Source organism: Rhodococcus sp. ARC_M6 (assembly GCF_022810305.1).
Lineage (GTDB): Bacteria > Actinomycetota > Actinomycetes > Mycobacteriales > Mycobacteriaceae > Rhodococcus_F.
Window position 1 is genome coordinate 267,808 of the sequence record NZ_JALGQH010000002.1, and the last position, 18,043, is coordinate 285,850.

Below are 18,043 nucleotides of genomic sequence, written 5' to 3' on the forward strand. Positions count from 1 at the left end.
CCAACTGCCGCGTTTGGGCATTCTCCATAATCTCGACTAGAACCCGTTCTAAAGTGGGTAGATGCAACGTCTCAGCGGACTCGACGCAACCTTCCTCTACTTGGAAACCTCGACACAACTCCTCCACGTCTGTGGCCTAGTCGTACTGGACCCGTCGACAATTCCCGGCGGATACGACTATCGGACCCTCCTGGGCGAGTTGGACGCCCGAATGGCAGGGATGCCGACATTTCGGCGCAAGCTGAAAGATTCGCGACTCAACCTCGACTACCCGGTGTGGGTCGACGATCATGATTTCGACATCGAACGCCATTGCCATCGCACGTCGGTTCCCGCTCCCGGCGGCCATGACGAATTGGCGGAACTCGCCGGACACATTGCCAGTCAACCGCTGGATCGCTCTCGGCCGCTGTGGGAGATGTGGGTCATCGAAGGACTCGCCGACGGCCGTGTTGCTGTCATGTCGAAGATTCATCACAGTGCCGCTGACGGCATCACCGGCGCAAACCTTCTGGCGCAACTGTGCAGTTTGGAACCGGATTCCCAGTCTTTGGTGGACACGACGGCCAAGAGTGCCGGTGATGCGAGCACTCTCGATATCGCCGTCGGAGGCTTGCTCGCCGTGATCGCTCGGCCTGCTCGCATCGCCCGACTCGTTCCCGGCGGCATCGCCATGCTCCCCAAATGGGTGACGCGTGCCCGCAAGGGCGAGGCCATGCCGGCGCCGTTCACTGCCCCGCGAACATCGTTCAACGGAGCGATCACCGGACACCGCAACGTAGCTTTCGCCCAACTCGACCTTGCAAAGGTCAAGGCGGTCAAGGACCGATACGGCGTCAAAGTCAACGACGTAGTGCTGGCACTCTGCGCCGGTGCGTTGCGGAGCTATCTCGAAAGCCGCGACGAACTTCCGACCGATCCGCTGGTCGCGATGGTTCCGGTGTCCGTTCACGGCAAGTCGGACCGGGCCGGCACCAACCAGATCTCGGGCATGTTCACACAGCTCAGCACCCAGGTCGCAGACCCCGTCGAGCGCCTCCTCGCCATCAGTGACTACAACGTGACCTCGAAGAATCACAATGAGGCGTTGGGCGCCAACATGCTTCAGGACTGGTCACAGTTCGCATCACCCGCAGTCTTCGGCGCGGCAATGCGCGTCTACTCGTCCCTCAAGCTCGCTGAGCGTCACCCCGTCGTGTCGAACCTGGTGGTCTCCAATGTTCCCGGGCCGCCGGTTCCGCTGTACTTCCTGGGCGCGCAGATCAAGGGAATGTTCCCGCTGGGTCCCATCTTTCACGGCGCGGGACTCAACGTGACGGTCATGTCGCTCGACGGCAATCTCGACGTGGGAATTGTCAGTTGCACCGATCTGGCGCCCCAATTGCACGAGCTCGCGCAGGGATTCGGCACGGCGCTCGACGAACTCTTCGAGGCAGACCCCGTAACGGAGCCTGACGATCAAGGCGAGCAACACGACGGGGAACGGGACGTAACTACCCTGCCCTCTGCGACGTAGAGTCATTGATCATGTCCGAAGTCACCGATGATGCAGCCGAGCCCACCTCCGATGTAGAACCCTTGCTGGTACCGCGCGACGGTGTGCCGGACGTCATCGCCACCGCTGCGGGACTCGCCGACGCCGCAGCGGCGCTGGCAGCAGGAACCGGACCGTTGGCTGTCGATGCCGAGCGGGCATCAGGCTTCCGGTATTCGGCACGGGCGTACCTGATTCAGCTTCGCCGCGCGGGTGCAGGATCGTTCCTGATCGATCCGATCCCCATTGCAGGGGACATGGCACCTCTGGCAGAAGCGATCAATCCGCTGGAGTGGGTACTGCATTCCGCCGATCAGGACCTTCCCGGACTCGCCGAACTGGGCCTGTATCCAGCCGTTCTTTTCGACACCGAATTGGCAGGCCGACTCGCCGGATTCGAACGAGTCGGTCTGGCCGCGATCGTCGAACGCACCCTGCGCGTGGAACTGCGCAAGGGGCACGGCGCCGCCGATTGGTCCACCCGCCCGTTGCCGGCGCCGTGGCTCAACTATGCGGCTCTTGATGTCGAGGTACTGCTCGAACTTCGCGACGCGATGGAAGAGGAACTGCGCTCGCAAGGAAAACTCGAGTGGGCGAAAGAGGAATTCGAGTACATCCGCCTGGCCGGCCCGCCGAAGCCGAAGCCGGATCGCTGGCGTCGGACGTCGCACATCACGTCTCTCAAGACCACGCGGCAACTGGCTGCGGTGCGCGCGCTCTGGCAAGCCCGAGAAAATCTTGCCCGTAAGCGCGACGTGTCCCCCAGTCGTGTGCTTCCGGATTCGGCAATTATCGACGCCGCACTCAAGGATCCCCGATCGATGGACGCATTGCGTTCGCTTCCCGTCTTCGGCGGTCCGCGGCAGCGACGCTATTCACGAATCTGGATGGACGCCTTGGAGTCAGCGCGGGCTCTGCCCGAGAGCGAACTTCCGTCCAAGACTCCCGCGATCGTCGGCCCGCCTGCCGCCGGACGTTGGGCTCGTCAGGATCCCGCGGCTGCCGATCGACTGACTGCGGCCCGCGCCGCTTTGTCGGACATCAGTGCCGAAGTTTCCGTTCCCGTCGAAAACTTGCTGCAACCGGACCTGGTACGACGCTTGTGCTGGGACTGGAAGCTGGAACCCGGTTCCGATATCGACGTCGCCACGGACGCAGTCGAGACAAAACTCACTTCTGGTGGCGCACGAGACTGGCAACGCACTTTGACTGTTCCCGTCCTCGCCGAAGCGCTGAACTCCGTGGTTCCGAGCGAACCGGAAGAGGTCGCAGCAGAATCCTGAGGTGGGGCGCGCGTCGGCGGTGGAGCAATTCGACACGTTAAGTTACCGGCCAGTAACGGGCAGTAGTACGCTTGTTGCAAGGCCGGACGCTTGGCCGTGATCGCCGAACCGTAAGTCTCACCCGCTTTACGCGTGGTGGGCATCTCCATCAGGAGGAATTCGCGTGGCTCCATCCACACACAACCAACGCAACGTCGTCTTTGTCGACGGCATTCGCACCCCGTTCGGCAAAGCAGGCCCCAAGGGCATGTACGCCGAGACGCGTGCCGACGACCTCGTCGTCAAAGCCATCCGCGAACTTCTTCGCCGCAACCCGCAGCTGGATCCAGCGCGGATCGACGAAGTAGCGATTGCAGCCACCACCCAAACCGGTGACCAGGGTCTGACCATCGGCCGCACCGCCGCGATTCTCGCGGGCCTGCCCGAGTCGGTCCCCGGATTTGCCATCGACCGCATGTGTGCCGGCGCAATGACTGCCGTGACCACCACCGCGTCGGGCATCGGCTTCGGCCAGTACGACGTCGTCGTCGCCGGTGGCGTCGAGCACATGGGCCACCACCCGATGGGTGAGGGCGCAGACCCCAACCCGCGTTTCCTCGCCGACCGCCTGGTCGACCCGAGCGCCCTCGTGATGGGTAACACCGCCGAGAACCTGCACGACCGGTTCCCCACCATCACCAAGGAACGTACCGACGCGTACGCCGTAAACAGCCAGAACAAGTACGACGCAGCCAAGAAGGCCGGCTTCCTCGCCGACACCCTGGTACCTGTCGCCACCCGCAGCGCCACCGGCTGGGGCCTCGCCACCGAAGACGAGCCGCCGCGTCCCGGTACGACCGTCGAAGATCTTGCGAAGCTCAAGGCTCCGTTCCGTCCCGCCGGCCGCATCACCGCCGGTAACGCCGCCGGGCTCAACGACGGCGCCACCGCAGCACTGCTCGCCGGTGAAGACACCGCCGCAGAGCTCGGCCTGCCTGTCGGCATGCGTATGGTCGGCTTCGCCTACCAGGGCGTCGACCCCGCAGTCATGGGCATCGGCCCGGTTCCGGCCACCGAGAAGCTTCTCGCTCGCACCGGTCTGAAGATCGAAGACATCGGACTCTTCGAGATCAACGAGGCGTTCGCCGTTCAGGTCCTCGCGTTCCTCGAGCACTACGGAATCGCCGACGACGACCCGCGCGTCAACCAGTGGGGCGGCGCCATCGCGTGCGGCCACCCGCTCGCTTCGACAGGTGTGCGTCTGATGACGCAGCTCTCGCGCCAGTTCGCGACGCGTCCCGACGTGCGTTACGGCTTGACCACCATGTGCATCGGTCTCGGCATGGGTGGCACCGTCATCTGGGAGAACCCGAACCACGCTGATTACCAGGCAGGAGTCTAAGTAATGTCTGATATTGCAACAGCATTCGCCGACGAGGTCGTGACGAACGCGTACACCAAGATCATCTCGGTCCCCGGCATCGAGGGTCCGTTCGCGTTGATCACCCTGGACAACGGGTTCGATCACACCAAGCCGTCGTCCTTCGGTCCCGGCGGACTCGCAGCATTCGACGCTGCCCTCGACGAAGCGTTCGCAGCCAACCCGGTTGCCATCGCCGTCACCGGCAAGCCGTTCATCTTCGCTGCCGGCGCAGACCTCAAGGGAGTTCCGGCGATCACCTCGCGTGAACAGGGTCTCGAACTGGGACGCTTGGGCCACAAGGTATTCCGACGCCTTCGTGAATCCTCCGTTCCTACCTTCGCCTTCATCAACGGCGTGGCTCTGGGCGGCGGTCTCGAAGTGGGCCTGCACAGCCACTACCGCACCGTTGCCGCAAATGCGGGCGCTCTCGGCCTGCCCGAAGCCTTCCTCGGCCTCGTACCCGGTTGGGGCGGAACACAATTGCTCCCCAACCTCGTCGGCCCCGCGAACGCTGTCACGGTGGTCATCGAGAACTCGTTGAACCAAAACAAAGTGCTCTCCCCGAAGAAGGCACTCGAGCTCGGCGTCGTCGATATCGTTCTCGATTCCGCCGATTTCATCGAGCAGTCTCTTGCGTGGGCCGCTCAGGTTCTCGCCGGAACCATCACTCCCGTTCGCCCCGAGATCGATCGCGGCGAGGGCTGGGACGACGCCATCGCCCGCGCGAAGGCGATTGTCGACGGCAAGACCAAGGGCAACGCTCCCGGCGCGGTGAAGTCCGTCGAGCTGCTCGAATTGGCTCGCACCACTGACATCACCGATCCAGCGTCCCTGGACAAGGGCTTCGCGGCCGAGGACGAGGCTCTCGCCGAGCTTCTTCTGACCGACGAACTCCGCGCCGGCCTGTATGCCTTCGACCTGGTGAACAAGCGCGCCAAGCGCCCCGCCGGGGCTCCCGATCGTTCGCTGGCCCGCAAGGTCAACGGCGTCGGCATCGTCGGCGCCGGTCTGATGGCCAGCCAGCTCGCGCTGCTGTTCGTCCGCCAGCTCAAGGTGCCGGTCATCTTGACCGATATCGATCAGGAGCGCATCGACAAGGGTGTCGGCTACGTCCACACCGAAATCGACAAGCTCCAGGGCAAGGGACGTCTGTCCCCCGACGCCGCGAACCGCCTCAAGGCACTCGTGTCCGGCTCGCTCGACAAGGCTGCATTCTCGAAGACCGACTTCGTCATCGAAGCCGTCTTCGAGAACATGGATGTCAAGAAGAAGGTCTTCGCGGAACTCGAGCAGTTCATCGCTCCCGAGACCATCCTCGCGACCAACACGTCTTCGCTCTCCATCACGGAGATGGCTGAAGGTCTCGCTCATCCCGAGCGCGTTGTGGGCTTCCACTTCTTCAACCCGGTTGCAGTTCTCCCGCTCCTCGAGATCATCAAGGGCGAGAAGACCGACAACGCTACGCTCGCAACAGCTTTCGCGACCGCGAAGTCACTGAAGAAGTCGGCTGTCCTATGCGGCGACAAGGCCGGCTTCGTCTTCAACCGCCTCGTCACCCGCACCCTCGGTGAGGTCATGTCCGCCGTCGACGAAGGCACCCCCTTCGACGTCGCCGACAACGCCATCGCCGAACTGGGCATGCCGATGTCGCCGTTCATGCTCCTCGCTCTCGTCGGACCCGCAGTCGCACTGCACACCGGCGAGACCCTGCAGGCGTCGTACCCGGAGCGGTTCAAATCCAGCCCCGGCCTCGAAGCTCTGGTCGAGGCTCGCAAGCCCGGCGTCTGGACCTGGGGCGAGAACGGCCAGACCGTCGACCCCGAGGTTGCAGCACTGTGGCCTCAGGGCGACAAGGCCTCCACTTCGGAAGAGGTGCTCGATCGCACGCGCCGCGCCATGGCCGAGGAAATCTCGATCATGCTCGACGAAGGTGTAGTCGCAGCAGCCGAGGACATCGACCTCTGTCTGCTCCTCGGTGGCGGCTTCGGCTTCTGGAACGGCGGCATCACGCCGTACCTGGATCGAACCGGCACCTCGGAGGCCGTCAACGGCAAGCGCTTCCTCGCGCCTGGTGTTGCCAGCGTCTAAACAGCTGTTTTACCTGCAGGAACTTCGCACCCGGTTTGCTTCGGCAAGCCGGGTGCGTCGCCATATCCAGGGATGCAAAATGGACATAACCGACCATTTTAGCCAATTGTCCATTATGTTCATCGGTGGTGGCAACGGTCCTGTCGCTGCTGCGCACCCTCAACAGCGTGCGGATAACCCGAAAGGGCATATACCTGTGACTGTTCACCATCGGCTGCATCCACTCTCACGACGGTCTCGAACCGCCGCAGTATTCGGCGCCGCGGCCCTCACTGTCGCCGTTACCTTGGGGACCGCAGTGGGCGCCGCGTCCGCCGACACCGTCCTCACACCTCCAATCGATGTCGGCACGGTCAACGTCACCGGCACGGCGGCGTTCGGGGTGGCGATCACCCCCAACGGGCAGTACGCCTACGTCACCAACTACGGCGGAAACACGTTGTCCGTCATCGACACCAGCAACAACGACGTCATCGCCACCGTCACCGGCACCGACATCAATCAGCCGAGCACTGTGGCGATCACCCCCGACGGAAAACACGTCTACGTCACCAACCAATGGGGCAGAGACACCGTATCCGTCATCGACACCGCCCTCGGCGACGCCCCCAACACAGTCACTGCCAACGTCCCAGTCGGCACGAACCCGAACGGGATAGCGATCACCCCCGACGGGAAGTACGCCTACGTCGCCAACGTGGGCAGCAGCACGGTGTCCGTCATAAACACCACCACCGACCCCCCAGCGGTCATCGCCACCGTCACCGACACCATCTACGCGCCGCGTGATGTGGCGATCACACCCGACGGACAACGCGTCTACGTCACTAACGGCAACGGAACGGCGTCCGTCATCGACACTGCGCTCAACGCCCTCGGCGTCCCCGCCAACACCGTCATCGGCACCGTCCCTGTCGGTACCACTCCGATCGGGATCGCGATCACCCCCGACGGGAAGTACGCCTACGTCGCCAACTACAACAGCAGCACCGTGTCCGTCGTCAAGATCAGCGACAACACCGTCACGACCGTGACAGACACCGCCAACACCTTCAACAATCCGAACAAGGTGGCAATCACCCCCGACGGACAACGCGCCTACGTCACCAACAGCAATTACCAGTACGGCGGCCAGACAGTGTCCGTCATCGACACCACCACCAACACCGTCATCAACGCCCTCACCGTCGGCCGGGGCCCGACCGGTGTAGCGATCACCCCTGACGGAAACCACGCCTACATCGCCAACATGGGCGACGACACCGTGTCCGTCATCAAGATCGAGCAAGCACCCACCCTCACCGGAAACCCACCCCCCGCCGTCGTCGGCCAGCCCTACGACTACGCATTCACTATCATCGGGCGACCCGCACCGACAGTGACCGTCGCCCCCAACAGCACACTTCCCACCGAGCTCACTCTCAGCCCGGCCGGCATCTTGACCGGAACACCCACTACCAGTGGACGATTCGAATTCACCATCACGGCAACCAACAACATCGGCGAGCCCGTAACGCTTCCGGTGACCCTCGAGATCGCTGACGCCCCGACCTCCTCCGGATCACTCGGATCCCTGGAAAACTTCGGCACCTTCGGCTCCTGACACACGCACACCTCCACCGATCAAACCGATTGACCCTCGCCCCGGGATCGGGCGAGGGTCCATCGGCGCCTGTCATCGCGATCGAAGTCCGAATTTTCGGAGCGTCGAAAATAGGTTAGGCTTCCCTGCATGAAATCTTCTCTTCGTGGATTGGCCGCACTGGGACTGGCTGCCATCACCGCCGCAGCGCTCGTGTCCTGCTCCTCCGATTCGGAATCCTCGACAGCGTCGACAAGTGCGGACGGATTTCCCGTCAGTATCGAGAACGTCTTCGGGACCACAACCATCGAGTCACAGCCCGAGCGATTGGTGACGCTCGGCTGGAACGCTCAGGACATCCTCTACGCACTCGGACTCACCCCCGTCGGGCAGCCCAAGTACACCTACGGTGCCGACGACAACGGCGTCATGCCCTGGGCTCAGGAGTATTTCGACGCCGACAAGACCACACTCTTCGACATGTCGGCCAGCGGTGAACCGCCCGTCGAAATCGTCGCCTCCCTGACCCCGGACGTCATCCTCGCGCCGTACGAGGGATTCGAGAAGTCCGTCTACGACCAACTGAGCAAGATCGCACCCACTGCCGCCTACCCGGGAGCAGCGTGGCAGACGTCCTGGCAGGACCAGACACGGATTGTCGGTAAGGCTGTCGGCAAGAGTTCCGAAGCCGACAAGCTTGTCGACGATTTGGGTACGACGCTCGCCGAAACCGCTTCTGCTCACCCCGAATACGCGGGCAAGACAATTGCCGTCGTCAATTTCGACACCGATGCCAGCAACATCAATGTCTATCTGCCCACCGATCCCCGTGTGCAGGTCTTGACGGAACTCGGATTCGTCAACGCACCTGGTGTCGAAAAATTGGCGGCCGACAACGCCGGTGGAACGTTCTTCAAGACCATTTCGTACGAGAACATCGCCGACATCGACGCCGACGTGATCGTCGGTTTCACCGATGGGTCCGGTGACCCGTCGAGCATTCCCGCCGTCGGCGGACTCGACGCGGTGAAGCGTGGATCGACGGTCTTTCTCAGCGACACCAAGGTGATCGGAGGCTTGAGCAACGTCAACGTTCTGAGCGTCCCGTGGGTTCTGGGCCAGATCACCCCCGCACTGACGGAGGCTGCGAACCGCGTCGGCTAAAGAACACCACCGCTGTCGGTCCCCGGTTCTATGCTCAGCGCATGTCTGAACTGTCGGTCTCAGTGACCAAGCACGTCAACGCACCCATCGACACCGTCTGGAAGGTTGTCACCGACCTCGACGGTGCCGTGGACACTCTCGCCGGCGTCACCCGTATCGAACGGCTCGCCGGCGAGGGGTACGGCGTCGGAACCAGGTGGCGTGAGACCCGAAAGATGATGGGCAAGGAAGCTTCCGAGGAAATGTGGGTTACCGAAGTGGAAGCGCCCACTCGCACAGTCGTCAAGGCGCATTCGAACGGAATGGACTACACGTCCGGATTCACGCTCGAGCCTGACACCGACGGCACGCTGCTGACCATGAACTTTGCCGGCGTATCCACGTCCACCTCGATGGCGGCCAAGATCCTCGGCGCGGTGTTCGGACGCCTCGGACTACGGGTCACCCGAAAGATGATGGCCAAGGACCTCGACGATTTTGCTGCCAAGGCCGAACGAATCGCGTCAGCCTGACCTGCCGGTGAACAACTCAGCCCGATAACGACTTCCGAGTAGCCGCCGAATCGGACACACAGCGCGTAGCGTCCACAGTGTTCACTGATAGATCGACGCTCACTGGAGGATCGGCGCGTCAGCGCGTCGCTCACTTGGCCCGAAGGGGGCAGGCATGGCATTCAGCGGTACGGCAGACAGCGGCGGAACCGGGGTAACACGCGCCGACGTCGGACATGCAGTTCTCTTTGCCGGCGCTGCTGCGCTCGGCGGTTTTCTCTTCGGGTACGACACCGCCGTTATCAACGGGGCAGTCGGAGCGATCCGCGACAAATACGACATTGGGGCCGGTGCAACCGGTCTCACCGTCTCTCTGACACTTCTCGGTGCCGCCGTGGGCGCCTGGATGGCAGGGTCGCTCGCTGATCGCCTCGGCCGGATCCGCGTCATGCAGATCGCCGCCGTCCTGTTTGTTGTCGGCGCCGTCGGATCGGCAATACCGTTCAGCGTCTACGACCTCACCTTCTGGCGCATTGTCGGCGGCGTGGCTGTCGGTTTTGCATCGGTGATCGCACCGGCCTACATTGCTGAAATCTCACCCGCAGCGATCCGAGGGCGCCTCGGTTCCATGTACCAATTGGCAATCGTGCTGGGAATTGCCGTGTCCCAGTTGGTGAACTACGCACTCCAAGCAGCGGCCGGTGGCGCTCGCAATCAGATTGCCGGCCTCGAAGCGTGGCAGTGGATGCTGATGCTCGAAGCCGTCCCCGCCCTGCTCTATCTCGTCATGACCACGACGATCCCCGAGTCTCCCCGCTACCTCGTCGCTCAGGGTAACGACGACCGCGCCCGGAAGATCATCTCCGACCTCGAAGGCGGCGATCACGACGCCGTCACCGCGCGCATGGACGAAATTCGGGATTCCCTCAAGCTCAAACAAGCCAAAACTACTGTGCGTGAGCTCTTTTCGAAGCCGCTCGGAGTATCCAAGCTGGTCTGGGTCGGTATCGCGTTGGCAGCGCTGCAACAACTGGTCGGCATCAACGTGATCTTCTACTACTCCAGCACTCTCTGGCAGGCCGTCGGCTTCGGCCCCGATCGCTCACTCCTGATCAGCGTCGTCAGTGCGCTGGTCAACATCGTCGGCACCTTCGTCGCCATCGCCGTCATCGACCGCGTCGGACGTAAACCGTTGTTGCTGGTCGGTTCTGCGGGTATGGCGATCTCACTCGGGACGGCAGCAGCCTGTTTCCATTCGGCAACAGTGACCAAGAATGAAATCGGTGAATCCGTTGCCACCCTCAGCGGCGCCAACGCCACGATCGCCCTGATCGGCGCAAACGCGTTTGTCTTCTTCTTCGCACTCTCCTGGGGACCGGTGGTCTGGGTCCTCATCTCCGAGATGTTCCCCAACCGAGTCCGCGCCGCCGCAGTCGGAATCGCCACCGCCGCCAACTGGGTCGCCAACTTCTTCGTCTCGTGGACGTTCCCGTCGCTGGCCGACTGGAATCTGTCTCTCACCTACGGCGGCTATGCCGTCATGGCATTGCTGTCGCTGTTCGTGGTGCTGAAATTCGTGAAGGAGACGCGCGGCAGCACCCTCGAATCAGTGCAGTAAGAGTCGATCCATCAGGTTCAGCCCTGCGCGACTTCGCCCTGCGCCTGTGCATCGGCCTGAACCTGAACAACCGAACCACCCATGCCCGCAACCCAACCCGTGATCTTGCGCGAGAGATCCTGCGCCGTCAGGCCCAGTTCCTTGTGAATAGCCTCACGCGACGCATGATCAAGGAACTGCTGCGGTACACCCAGGTCGCGGCACGACGTGTGAACTCCCGCAGCGCGCAAAGCCGCAGACACCGTCGAACCGATACCGCCGTGTACTCCGCCGTCTTCGAGAGTGACAACCAGTGCGTACTTGTCGGCCAACTTCACCAACGCATCCGACACCGGGAGCACCCAACGCGGATCCACGACGGCAACCGAGATGCCCTGCTTGTCGAGGCCCTCGGCGATCTCGAGCCCCAATGCTGCAAACGGGCCCACCGCGACAAGGAGAACGTCGCCGTGCTCCCCCTCGCTGGCACGCAGCACGTCGACCATGCCGTCAAGACGCTTTACCGCCGGAATTGCCTCGGGGACAGCACCCTTCGGGAACCGTACGACGGTCGGGCCGTCATCGACAAGAAGTGCCTCGTCGAGTTCCTCGCGGAGAGTGTCCGCGTCACGCGGTGCGGCGACGCGAATGCCGGGGATGATTCCGAGCAACGACAGATCCCAGACTCCGTTGTGACTGGCACCGTCGACGCCCGTGACACCGGCGCGATCCAGAACCACCGTGACGGGTTGTTTGAGCAGCGCGACATCCATCAACAATTGATCGAAGGCGCGGTTGAGGAACGTTGCATAGATCGCGACGACCGGATGCAAACCGCCGAGCGCAAGGCCGGCGGCAGAGGTCATTGCATGCTGCTCGGCTATGCCCACGTCGAACATGCGGTCCGGGAACTTGTCGGCAAACGCAGCCAGACCGGTCGGGCCGGCCATTGCCGCGGTGATCGCCACGATGTCGTCACGGCGCGACGCTTGGGCGATCAACTCATCGGAGAATACCGACGTCCAGTCGAGTACCGGGGTCTTGTCGGAGCGACCGGTGACGGGGTCGATGACGCCCGTGGCGTGCATCTGATCCGCGACGTCGTTCTCGGCATGTGCGTAGCCGTTGCCCTTACGGGTAACCGCGTGCACGATCACCGGACCGCCGTACGCCTTGGCGCGGCGCAGTGCGGATTCCATCGCGACCTCGTCGTGTCCGTCGACGGGGCCGAGGTATTTGATGCCGAGGTCGGTGAACATGACCTGGGGGCTGACAGCGTCCTTGAGACCGGCCTTCAGGCCGTGAAGTACGGAGTACGCGGTGCGTCCGACCCACGGAAGTTTCTTGACCATCCGGCGACCATTGTCGAGCGCACGCTCGTAACTCGGTGCGGTGCGCAGGGCGGAGAGGTGATCGGCGAGGCCGCCGATGGTGGGCGCGTACGAGCGACCGTTGTCGTTGACGACGATCACCACGGAACGGTCTTTACCGGCCGCAATGTTGTTGAGGGCTTCCCAACACATTCCACCGGTAAGCGCACCGTCGCCGACGACGGCAACGACGTGGCGGTTCTGGCCGGTCAGCGCAAAGGCCTTGGCCAGGCCGTCGGCGTACGACAATGCTGCCGACGCGTGGGAGGACTCGACCCAGTCGTGTTCACTCTCGGCCCGGCACGGGTAACCCGACAGTCCGCCCTGCTTGCGCAAGGTGTCGAACTGATCTTTGCGACCGGTGAGGATCTTGTGGACATACGCCTGATGCCCGGTGTCGAAGATGATCGGATCCTGCGGCGAGTCGAAAATACGATGCAGCGCGATCGTCAATTCGACGACTCCGAGGTTGGGGCCGAGGTGACCACCCGTGGCCGCGACCTTCTGCACCAGGAACTCACGAATCTCGTCGGCCAACTCCGATACCTCGGCATGGCTCAACTGACGTAGATCGTCAGGACCCTGAATGCGGGCAAGAACACCCAACGAGATCGCTCCCTCCGTGCTTCACAGCTGCACCGGTGCGCGCCGCGGCTGTCTGTGCGACAGTGCTGTCAGTCTACGGAGCGTTGCGTCGAACCGACACGCGGACTCCGCGTGATTCACATGTGACTTCGAGTTACAGGGCGACTACGGCCGTCGATCGTGAGCGCAATCACAGGCAAATCGGGTTGCAGATCTCTCACGCGCATACTTTCGCTCCCCGAAACCAGCGTCGAACCCGCCTAGAGTCGATCCATGGGAAACGTGGTCAACGATCTGATAACCCGAATATTCAACGACGTCCGCGCTCTCGATGCCGGCAAATTGGCCGATTACATTCCCGAACTTGCTTCCGTTGCCCCCGACACTTTCGGTATCGCCGTCGCGACCGTCGACGGCTACGTGTACGAGATCGGCGAAACCGGACTCCCCTTCACCATCCAGTCGATCTCCAAGCCGTTCACCTACGCCTTGGCCCTCGCCGATCACGGCCCGGACGCAGTCGCCGACAAGATCGACGTCGAACCGTCGGGTGAGCCGTTCAACGAGATCAGTCTGGATCCGCTGACCGAGCGCCCCCGGAACCCGATGATCAACGCGGGCGCCATCACTGCGGCATCAATGGTCGAGGGCGCGGATCCCGCAGCACGCTTCGAACGCATTCGCAGCGCCTATTCACGGTATGCCGGACGCGAGCTGTCCTTCAACGAGTCGGTCTACGCATCCGAATCACGTACCGGCCACCGCAATCGCGCGATCGGCCACATGCTTCGCTCGTTCGACGTCATCTCCGGAAACCCGGACGACGCTGTGGACCTCTACTTTCGGCAGTGCTCCATTGACGTGACGTGCCGCGACCTGAGCTTGATGGCCGCGACGATGGCCAACAACGGCGTCAACCCCGTGACACACGAGCGCGCCCTCACAGCCATCGGAGTCGAACAGGTCCTCAGCGTCATGGCCACGTGCGGCATGTACGACGGCGCTGGAAAATGGCTGGTCGAAGTGGGTTTGCCGGCCAAGAGTGGCGTCGGCGGCGGAGTGCTTGCCGTATTGCCGGGGCAGATCGGCATCGCCGTCTACTCCCCGAGGCTCGACGTCCACGGAAACAGTGTTCGTGGTGTCGCCGCCACGAGAGCACTGTCGAAGGAATTGGAACTTCACTTCCTGCACGTGACTCGCGCGTCGAGGTCCTCGATCCGTGCGCGCTACAACGTGACCGATGCGCCGTCACGGATGCGTCGAACACCCACCGAGCAGGCAGTTCTCGACGATGTCGGCAAGCAGAGCAGAGTCTACGAACTGCACGGCGACCTCCTCTTCGCCGGCGCGGAGTCCGCCGTGCGTGAAATCGGCTCGCTGGATGAGGGACTCGAAGTTGTCGTGATCGATGTCAGACGTGTCGACGACGCCAGCGCCGCCGCAATTCGCCTGATCACAGCACTGCGGGCCCAACTCGGCGAACAAGGGTGTGGGGTTGCGCTCGTGGATCCGAAAGGACTTCTCGGACAGCGGACTTCGAGCATCGACCCCGATCAGCGCAGTGGCCGCGTCTTCGCCGACCTCGACTCCGCCTTGCAGTGGTGCGAGGACACCTTGCTCGCGGCGCACTGCCCGCAGCAACGTCAACCGTCGACGGTGACGATCGAAGACCACCCCATGCTCGACGCATTGTCTTCAAATCAGTTGTCTGCCTTTGTATCTCAGCTCGAACAACGGACCTATGCCCGCGGCGACATGATCGCCCGGCGCGGCGATCCGGCGTCAGGGTTCTATCTGATTCTGCAAGGCCAGGTCAGCACCATGTTCACCGACAGCCAGAACATCGAGCACCGCATCACCACATTGTCGGCGGGCATGACGTTCGGCGAGATGACGATGTTCCTGGACACCAGGTTCCTCAACGACATTCGCGCTGACACCACCGTCGTGGTAGCCGTCCTGACATCGGAGAAGTACAGCGCCCTGACCGCGCACGCACCGGAACTCAAACTTGCGCTTCTCGAGCGTCTGGCCGCCGGAGCCTACGAACAACTCGATATGACTTTGCGATGACTTTGCGCAGTGTCATCGCTGCGGGTCCGATCGGATAGGAGAACACTCATGGTTACTGCAGAACCCATTGGCAACGACGCCACGACCGTGACAGTCACCGGAAGCGCCTGCGCCACCGCGACTCCCGATATAGCACGCATAACGATCGGCGTCTCGATAACACACCCCACCGTCGCCGACGCCGTCGATGCCCTCGCGCGTCAATCGGCTGCACTGACGGAGGCTTTGCACGAACGCGGGGTAACCGGAGCTGATCTCGTGACCACAGGATTGAGCGTCCACCCCCAGACCCAGTGGGTCGACGGTGGGCGCCAAGAAACCACGGGTTTCACAGCTTCCACGTCATTTCGAGCCGTACTACGCGATCTGGCACCCGGCGCAGCTCACTCCCCCGCCGCTGTCATCACGGCATGTGTCGCCTCGGGGGGTGACGCCATTCGGCTGGATTCGCTCGAGTTCGATCTCGAGGATCGCACCGGATTGGCGGAACGGGCACGCGAATCAGCTTGGGCTGCAGCGCTGTCCAAAGCCCGACAGTTCGCGGACCTGGCACAGAAAAATCTGGTCGACGTCCTCGAGATCATCGAGGGCGTCGACCAGATGAGCCCGGTCCGTGGGTTGGTTTCCGCAGCCCGGGCGGTTTCTGCTCCGATAGCCGTCGAACACGGTGAGATCGAGGAAACGATCTCGGTCCGTGTCCGATGGTCTATGGAGTGATCAGCGAGAAACGCTCTTCTCGAGGTTGACCTCGGCTGCCTCGGGCTCCACGATGTCGATCGTGGTCCGCAGCGGCCGGTTCGGGATGAAGATGACCGCAATCAACGTGACGATGGCAACGAACCCCGCGACCAGGAAGATCCGGCCTGTTGCGTCGCCGTAGGCGAAGCGAACGATCTGTGCGACGAAGTCAGGCATCTTGCCCAGGTCCAGTCCGTCCATCAGGCTCTTGCCCGCTACGGCCTGCTGCTCGGGCGGCAAGGCTGAAACGGATTCCGTTGTCAGTGTCTTGACGCGCGTTGCCAGGATGGAACCCAACACCGAGACACCGATGGCGCCGCCGAAGGTCCGGAAGAAGGCGACGATACTGCTGGCTGCGCCGATGTCTTCGGCCTTGACCGTGTTCTGCACCGCGAGAACGATGTTCTGCATCAGCATGCCGGTACCCAAACCGACGATGGCGATGAAGACTCCGATGACCCACAGGCTGGTCGCGTGATCGATAGTGGACAGAAGACCGAAACCGATGACGAGCAGGACTGCGCCGGAAACGATGAAGGGCTTCCACTTACCGAACTTGGTGATCAACAGACCGGAACCGACTGATGCGATCAACATGCCGGCCACCATCGGGATGGTGAGCATGCCGGCTGCGGTCGGGTCGAAACCTCGAGCCGTCTGGAAGTACTGCGTCAGGAACGTGGTGGCGCCGAACAGGCCGACACCAACTGCAACCGAAGCAACGATCGCCAGCGCGGTGGTGCGCTCGGTGATGATCTTGAGCGGCAGGATCGGGTCCTTGACCTTGGTTTCGACAAACATCATCAGACCGAGCAGTGCCAGTCCACCGGCAACGAAGCAGAAGGACTGCGTCGAGAACCAGGCGTAGTAATCGTCCTGACCGGCGAAGGAAACCCAGATCAGCAAAACGCTGACGCCGGCGGTGAGCAGAGTGGCGCCCAACCAGTCGATGGAGACGTTGTCCTTCTTGACTGTCTCGACATGCAGAGTGCGCTGAAGAAGAAACAGTGCGATAACAGCGAGCGGAACGCACACGTAGAAGCACCAGCGCCAGCCGACGGTGTCTACGATCACACCACCGAGGATGGGTCCACCGGACATCGAGACAGCCATTGCTGCGCCCATGTAACCGGAGTAGCGACCACGATCACGCGGCGGGATGATGGTGCCGATGATCGCCACGACGAGGGCGGTCAGACCACCCATGCCGATGCCCTGGATGACGCGGGCACCGAGCAGCAACGGCACGTTGTGCGCTGCGCCGGCAATAACCGAACCGACCACGAAGATGACGATCGATGTCTGGACCAGCATCTTCTTGTTGAAGAGGTCGGCAAGTTTGCCCCAGATGGGCGTCGATGCTGCTGTCGCCAGCAAAGCTGACGTGATGATCCAGGCGTACTGCGTCTGCGTCCCGTGCAATTCCCCGATGATGGTCGGGAGGGCCGTCGCGACGATCGTGCTGCTCAGCAACGCGGTGAAGAGCGCTGCGATAAGTCCGGTGAGTGCTTCGAGAATCTCGCGGTGCGTCATTGCACCGCTCTCGGTACTTGCCCGAGTTTCCCCTACTGTGGCTGCCATGTTCGTTATCTCCCAATAGTTTCTACGCCTGCGATCGGCAATGCCGGGCGCAGAGATGCAGGTGAGGCCTCTCGATGGATCGTGGCGCTGAATGTCCCGTTGAGACGTTTCAGCGACGACAATGCAGCCGCGGCCTCTTCCTGGCTCCAGTCTTCGAGCATGCTGCGCAATCGCGCCGCACGCCGTTGTTTCGTTTCCTCGAGAACCTCATGGCCCTCTTCCGATACTCGGATGCGGAATGCCCGCTTATCAGCGGGGTCGGGGCTTCTCTCGACGTACCCGGCGTCCACGAGGTCCGACATCTGCCGGCTGAGTGAGGACTGACTGACACAGAGGTCCGCAGCCAACTCGTTCTGCCGGCACTCCCCTCGCACTGCCAACATGAACAACACACTGACCAGCGCCGGGGGCAACACATTTTCAGCGCTTGCCGTGACTACTGCCCGTAATGACCTGCCGAACAGGAAAACTGTGTCGACAAGTGCTTGCGCCGTTTCGGGCTGTACAGACATCGCGTACCCCTGACAATGTTCTACGAGAAAACTACTTGCAGAA

General features: G+C 62.5%; 13 protein-coding genes. 10 read left to right on the forward strand and 3 right to left on the reverse strand.

The window, feature by feature from the left end; all coding sequences use genetic code 11:
• The first annotated feature begins 61 nt into the window (after positions 1–61).
• The 8 genes from MTX36_RS04170 to MTX36_RS04205 all read left to right on the forward strand — a co-directional run bounded on the left by MTX36_RS04170 (position 62) and on the right by MTX36_RS04205 (position 11,162).
• A complete protein-coding gene (locus MTX36_RS04170) occupies positions 62–1,516 on the forward strand; it encodes a wax ester/triacylglycerol synthase family O-acyltransferase (protein ID WP_243618476.1) in 1,455 nt (484 codons plus the stop codon).
• A gap of 11 nt (positions 1,517–1,527) precedes the next feature.
• Entirely contained in the window at positions 1,528–2,817 is a 1,290-nt protein-coding gene (locus MTX36_RS04175) for a ribonuclease D (RefSeq protein WP_243618477.1), read from the forward strand.
• Positions 2,818–2,980: 163 nt separating this feature from the next.
• Entirely contained in the window at positions 2,981–4,198 is a 1,218-nt protein-coding gene (locus tag MTX36_RS04180) for a thiolase family protein (protein ID WP_243618478.1), read from the forward strand.
• A gap of 3 nt (positions 4,199–4,201) precedes the next feature.
• Entirely contained in the window at positions 4,202–6,307 is a 2,106-nt protein-coding gene (locus MTX36_RS04185; RefSeq protein ID WP_243618479.1) for a 3-hydroxyacyl-CoA dehydrogenase NAD-binding domain-containing protein, read from the forward strand.
• Positions 6,308–6,503: 196 nt separating this feature from the next.
• On the forward strand, positions 6,504–7,910 hold the full coding sequence (locus MTX36_RS04190; protein WP_243618480.1) for a beta-propeller fold lactonase family protein: 1,407 nt from the start codon (positions 6,504–6,506) through the stop codon (positions 7,908–7,910).
• A 129-nt stretch (positions 7,911–8,039) separates the two neighbouring features.
• Positions 8,040–9,053, forward strand: a complete 1,014-nt coding sequence (locus MTX36_RS04195; RefSeq protein WP_243618481.1) for an iron-siderophore ABC transporter substrate-binding protein — start codon at positions 8,040–8,042, stop codon at positions 9,051–9,053.
• A gap of 41 nt (positions 9,054–9,094) precedes the next feature.
• The gene (locus MTX36_RS04200) at positions 9,095–9,565 is read left to right on the forward strand and encodes an SRPBCC family protein (protein ID WP_243618482.1); all 471 of its coding nucleotides are present in this window, start codon (positions 9,095–9,097) and stop codon (positions 9,563–9,565) included.
• Positions 9,566–9,719: 154 nt separating this feature from the next.
• Positions 9,720–11,162, forward strand: a complete 1,443-nt coding sequence (locus MTX36_RS04205) for a sugar porter family MFS transporter (protein WP_243618483.1) — start codon at positions 9,720–9,722, stop codon at positions 11,160–11,162.
• A gap of 17 nt (positions 11,163–11,179) precedes the next feature.
• On the opposite strand, the gene dxs is transcribed toward MTX36_RS04205, so the two are convergent.
• A complete protein-coding gene (gene dxs, locus MTX36_RS04210; protein WP_243618484.1) occupies positions 11,180–13,117 on the reverse strand; it encodes a 1-deoxy-D-xylulose-5-phosphate synthase in 1,938 nt (645 codons plus the stop codon).
• 252 nt (positions 13,118–13,369) lie between these two features.
• Here dxs and glsA point away from each other — a divergent pair, with 252 nt between their 5' ends.
• Together glsA and MTX36_RS04220 are read left to right on the forward strand one after the other, a co-directional pair.
• Complete coding sequence (gene glsA, locus MTX36_RS04215; RefSeq protein WP_243618485.1) at positions 13,370–15,169, forward strand: glutaminase A; 1,800 nt, start codon at positions 13,370–13,372, stop codon at positions 15,167–15,169.
• Positions 15,170–15,217: 48 nt separating this feature from the next.
• Positions 15,218–15,886 carry an SIMPL domain-containing protein gene (locus tag MTX36_RS04220; RefSeq protein ID WP_243618486.1) on the forward strand — a complete coding sequence of 223 codons (669 nt, stop codon included), beginning with the start codon at positions 15,218–15,220 and terminating at the stop codon, positions 15,884–15,886.
• On the opposite strand, the gene MTX36_RS04225 is transcribed toward MTX36_RS04220, so the two are convergent.
• Positions 15,887–17,488: an MDR family MFS transporter gene (locus MTX36_RS04225; RefSeq protein WP_243618487.1), complete on the reverse strand. Its 1,602-nt coding sequence runs from the start codon at positions 17,486–17,488 to the stop codon at positions 15,887–15,889. It lies immediately after the preceding gene.
• Positions 17,489–17,493: 5 nt separating this feature from the next.
• Positions 17,494–18,000 (reverse strand): MarR family winged helix-turn-helix transcriptional regulator, encoded by a 507-nt coding sequence (locus tag MTX36_RS04230; protein WP_243618488.1) that lies wholly within the window; start codon positions 17,998–18,000, stop codon positions 17,494–17,496.
• Positions 18,001–18,043 lie beyond the last annotated feature (43 nt).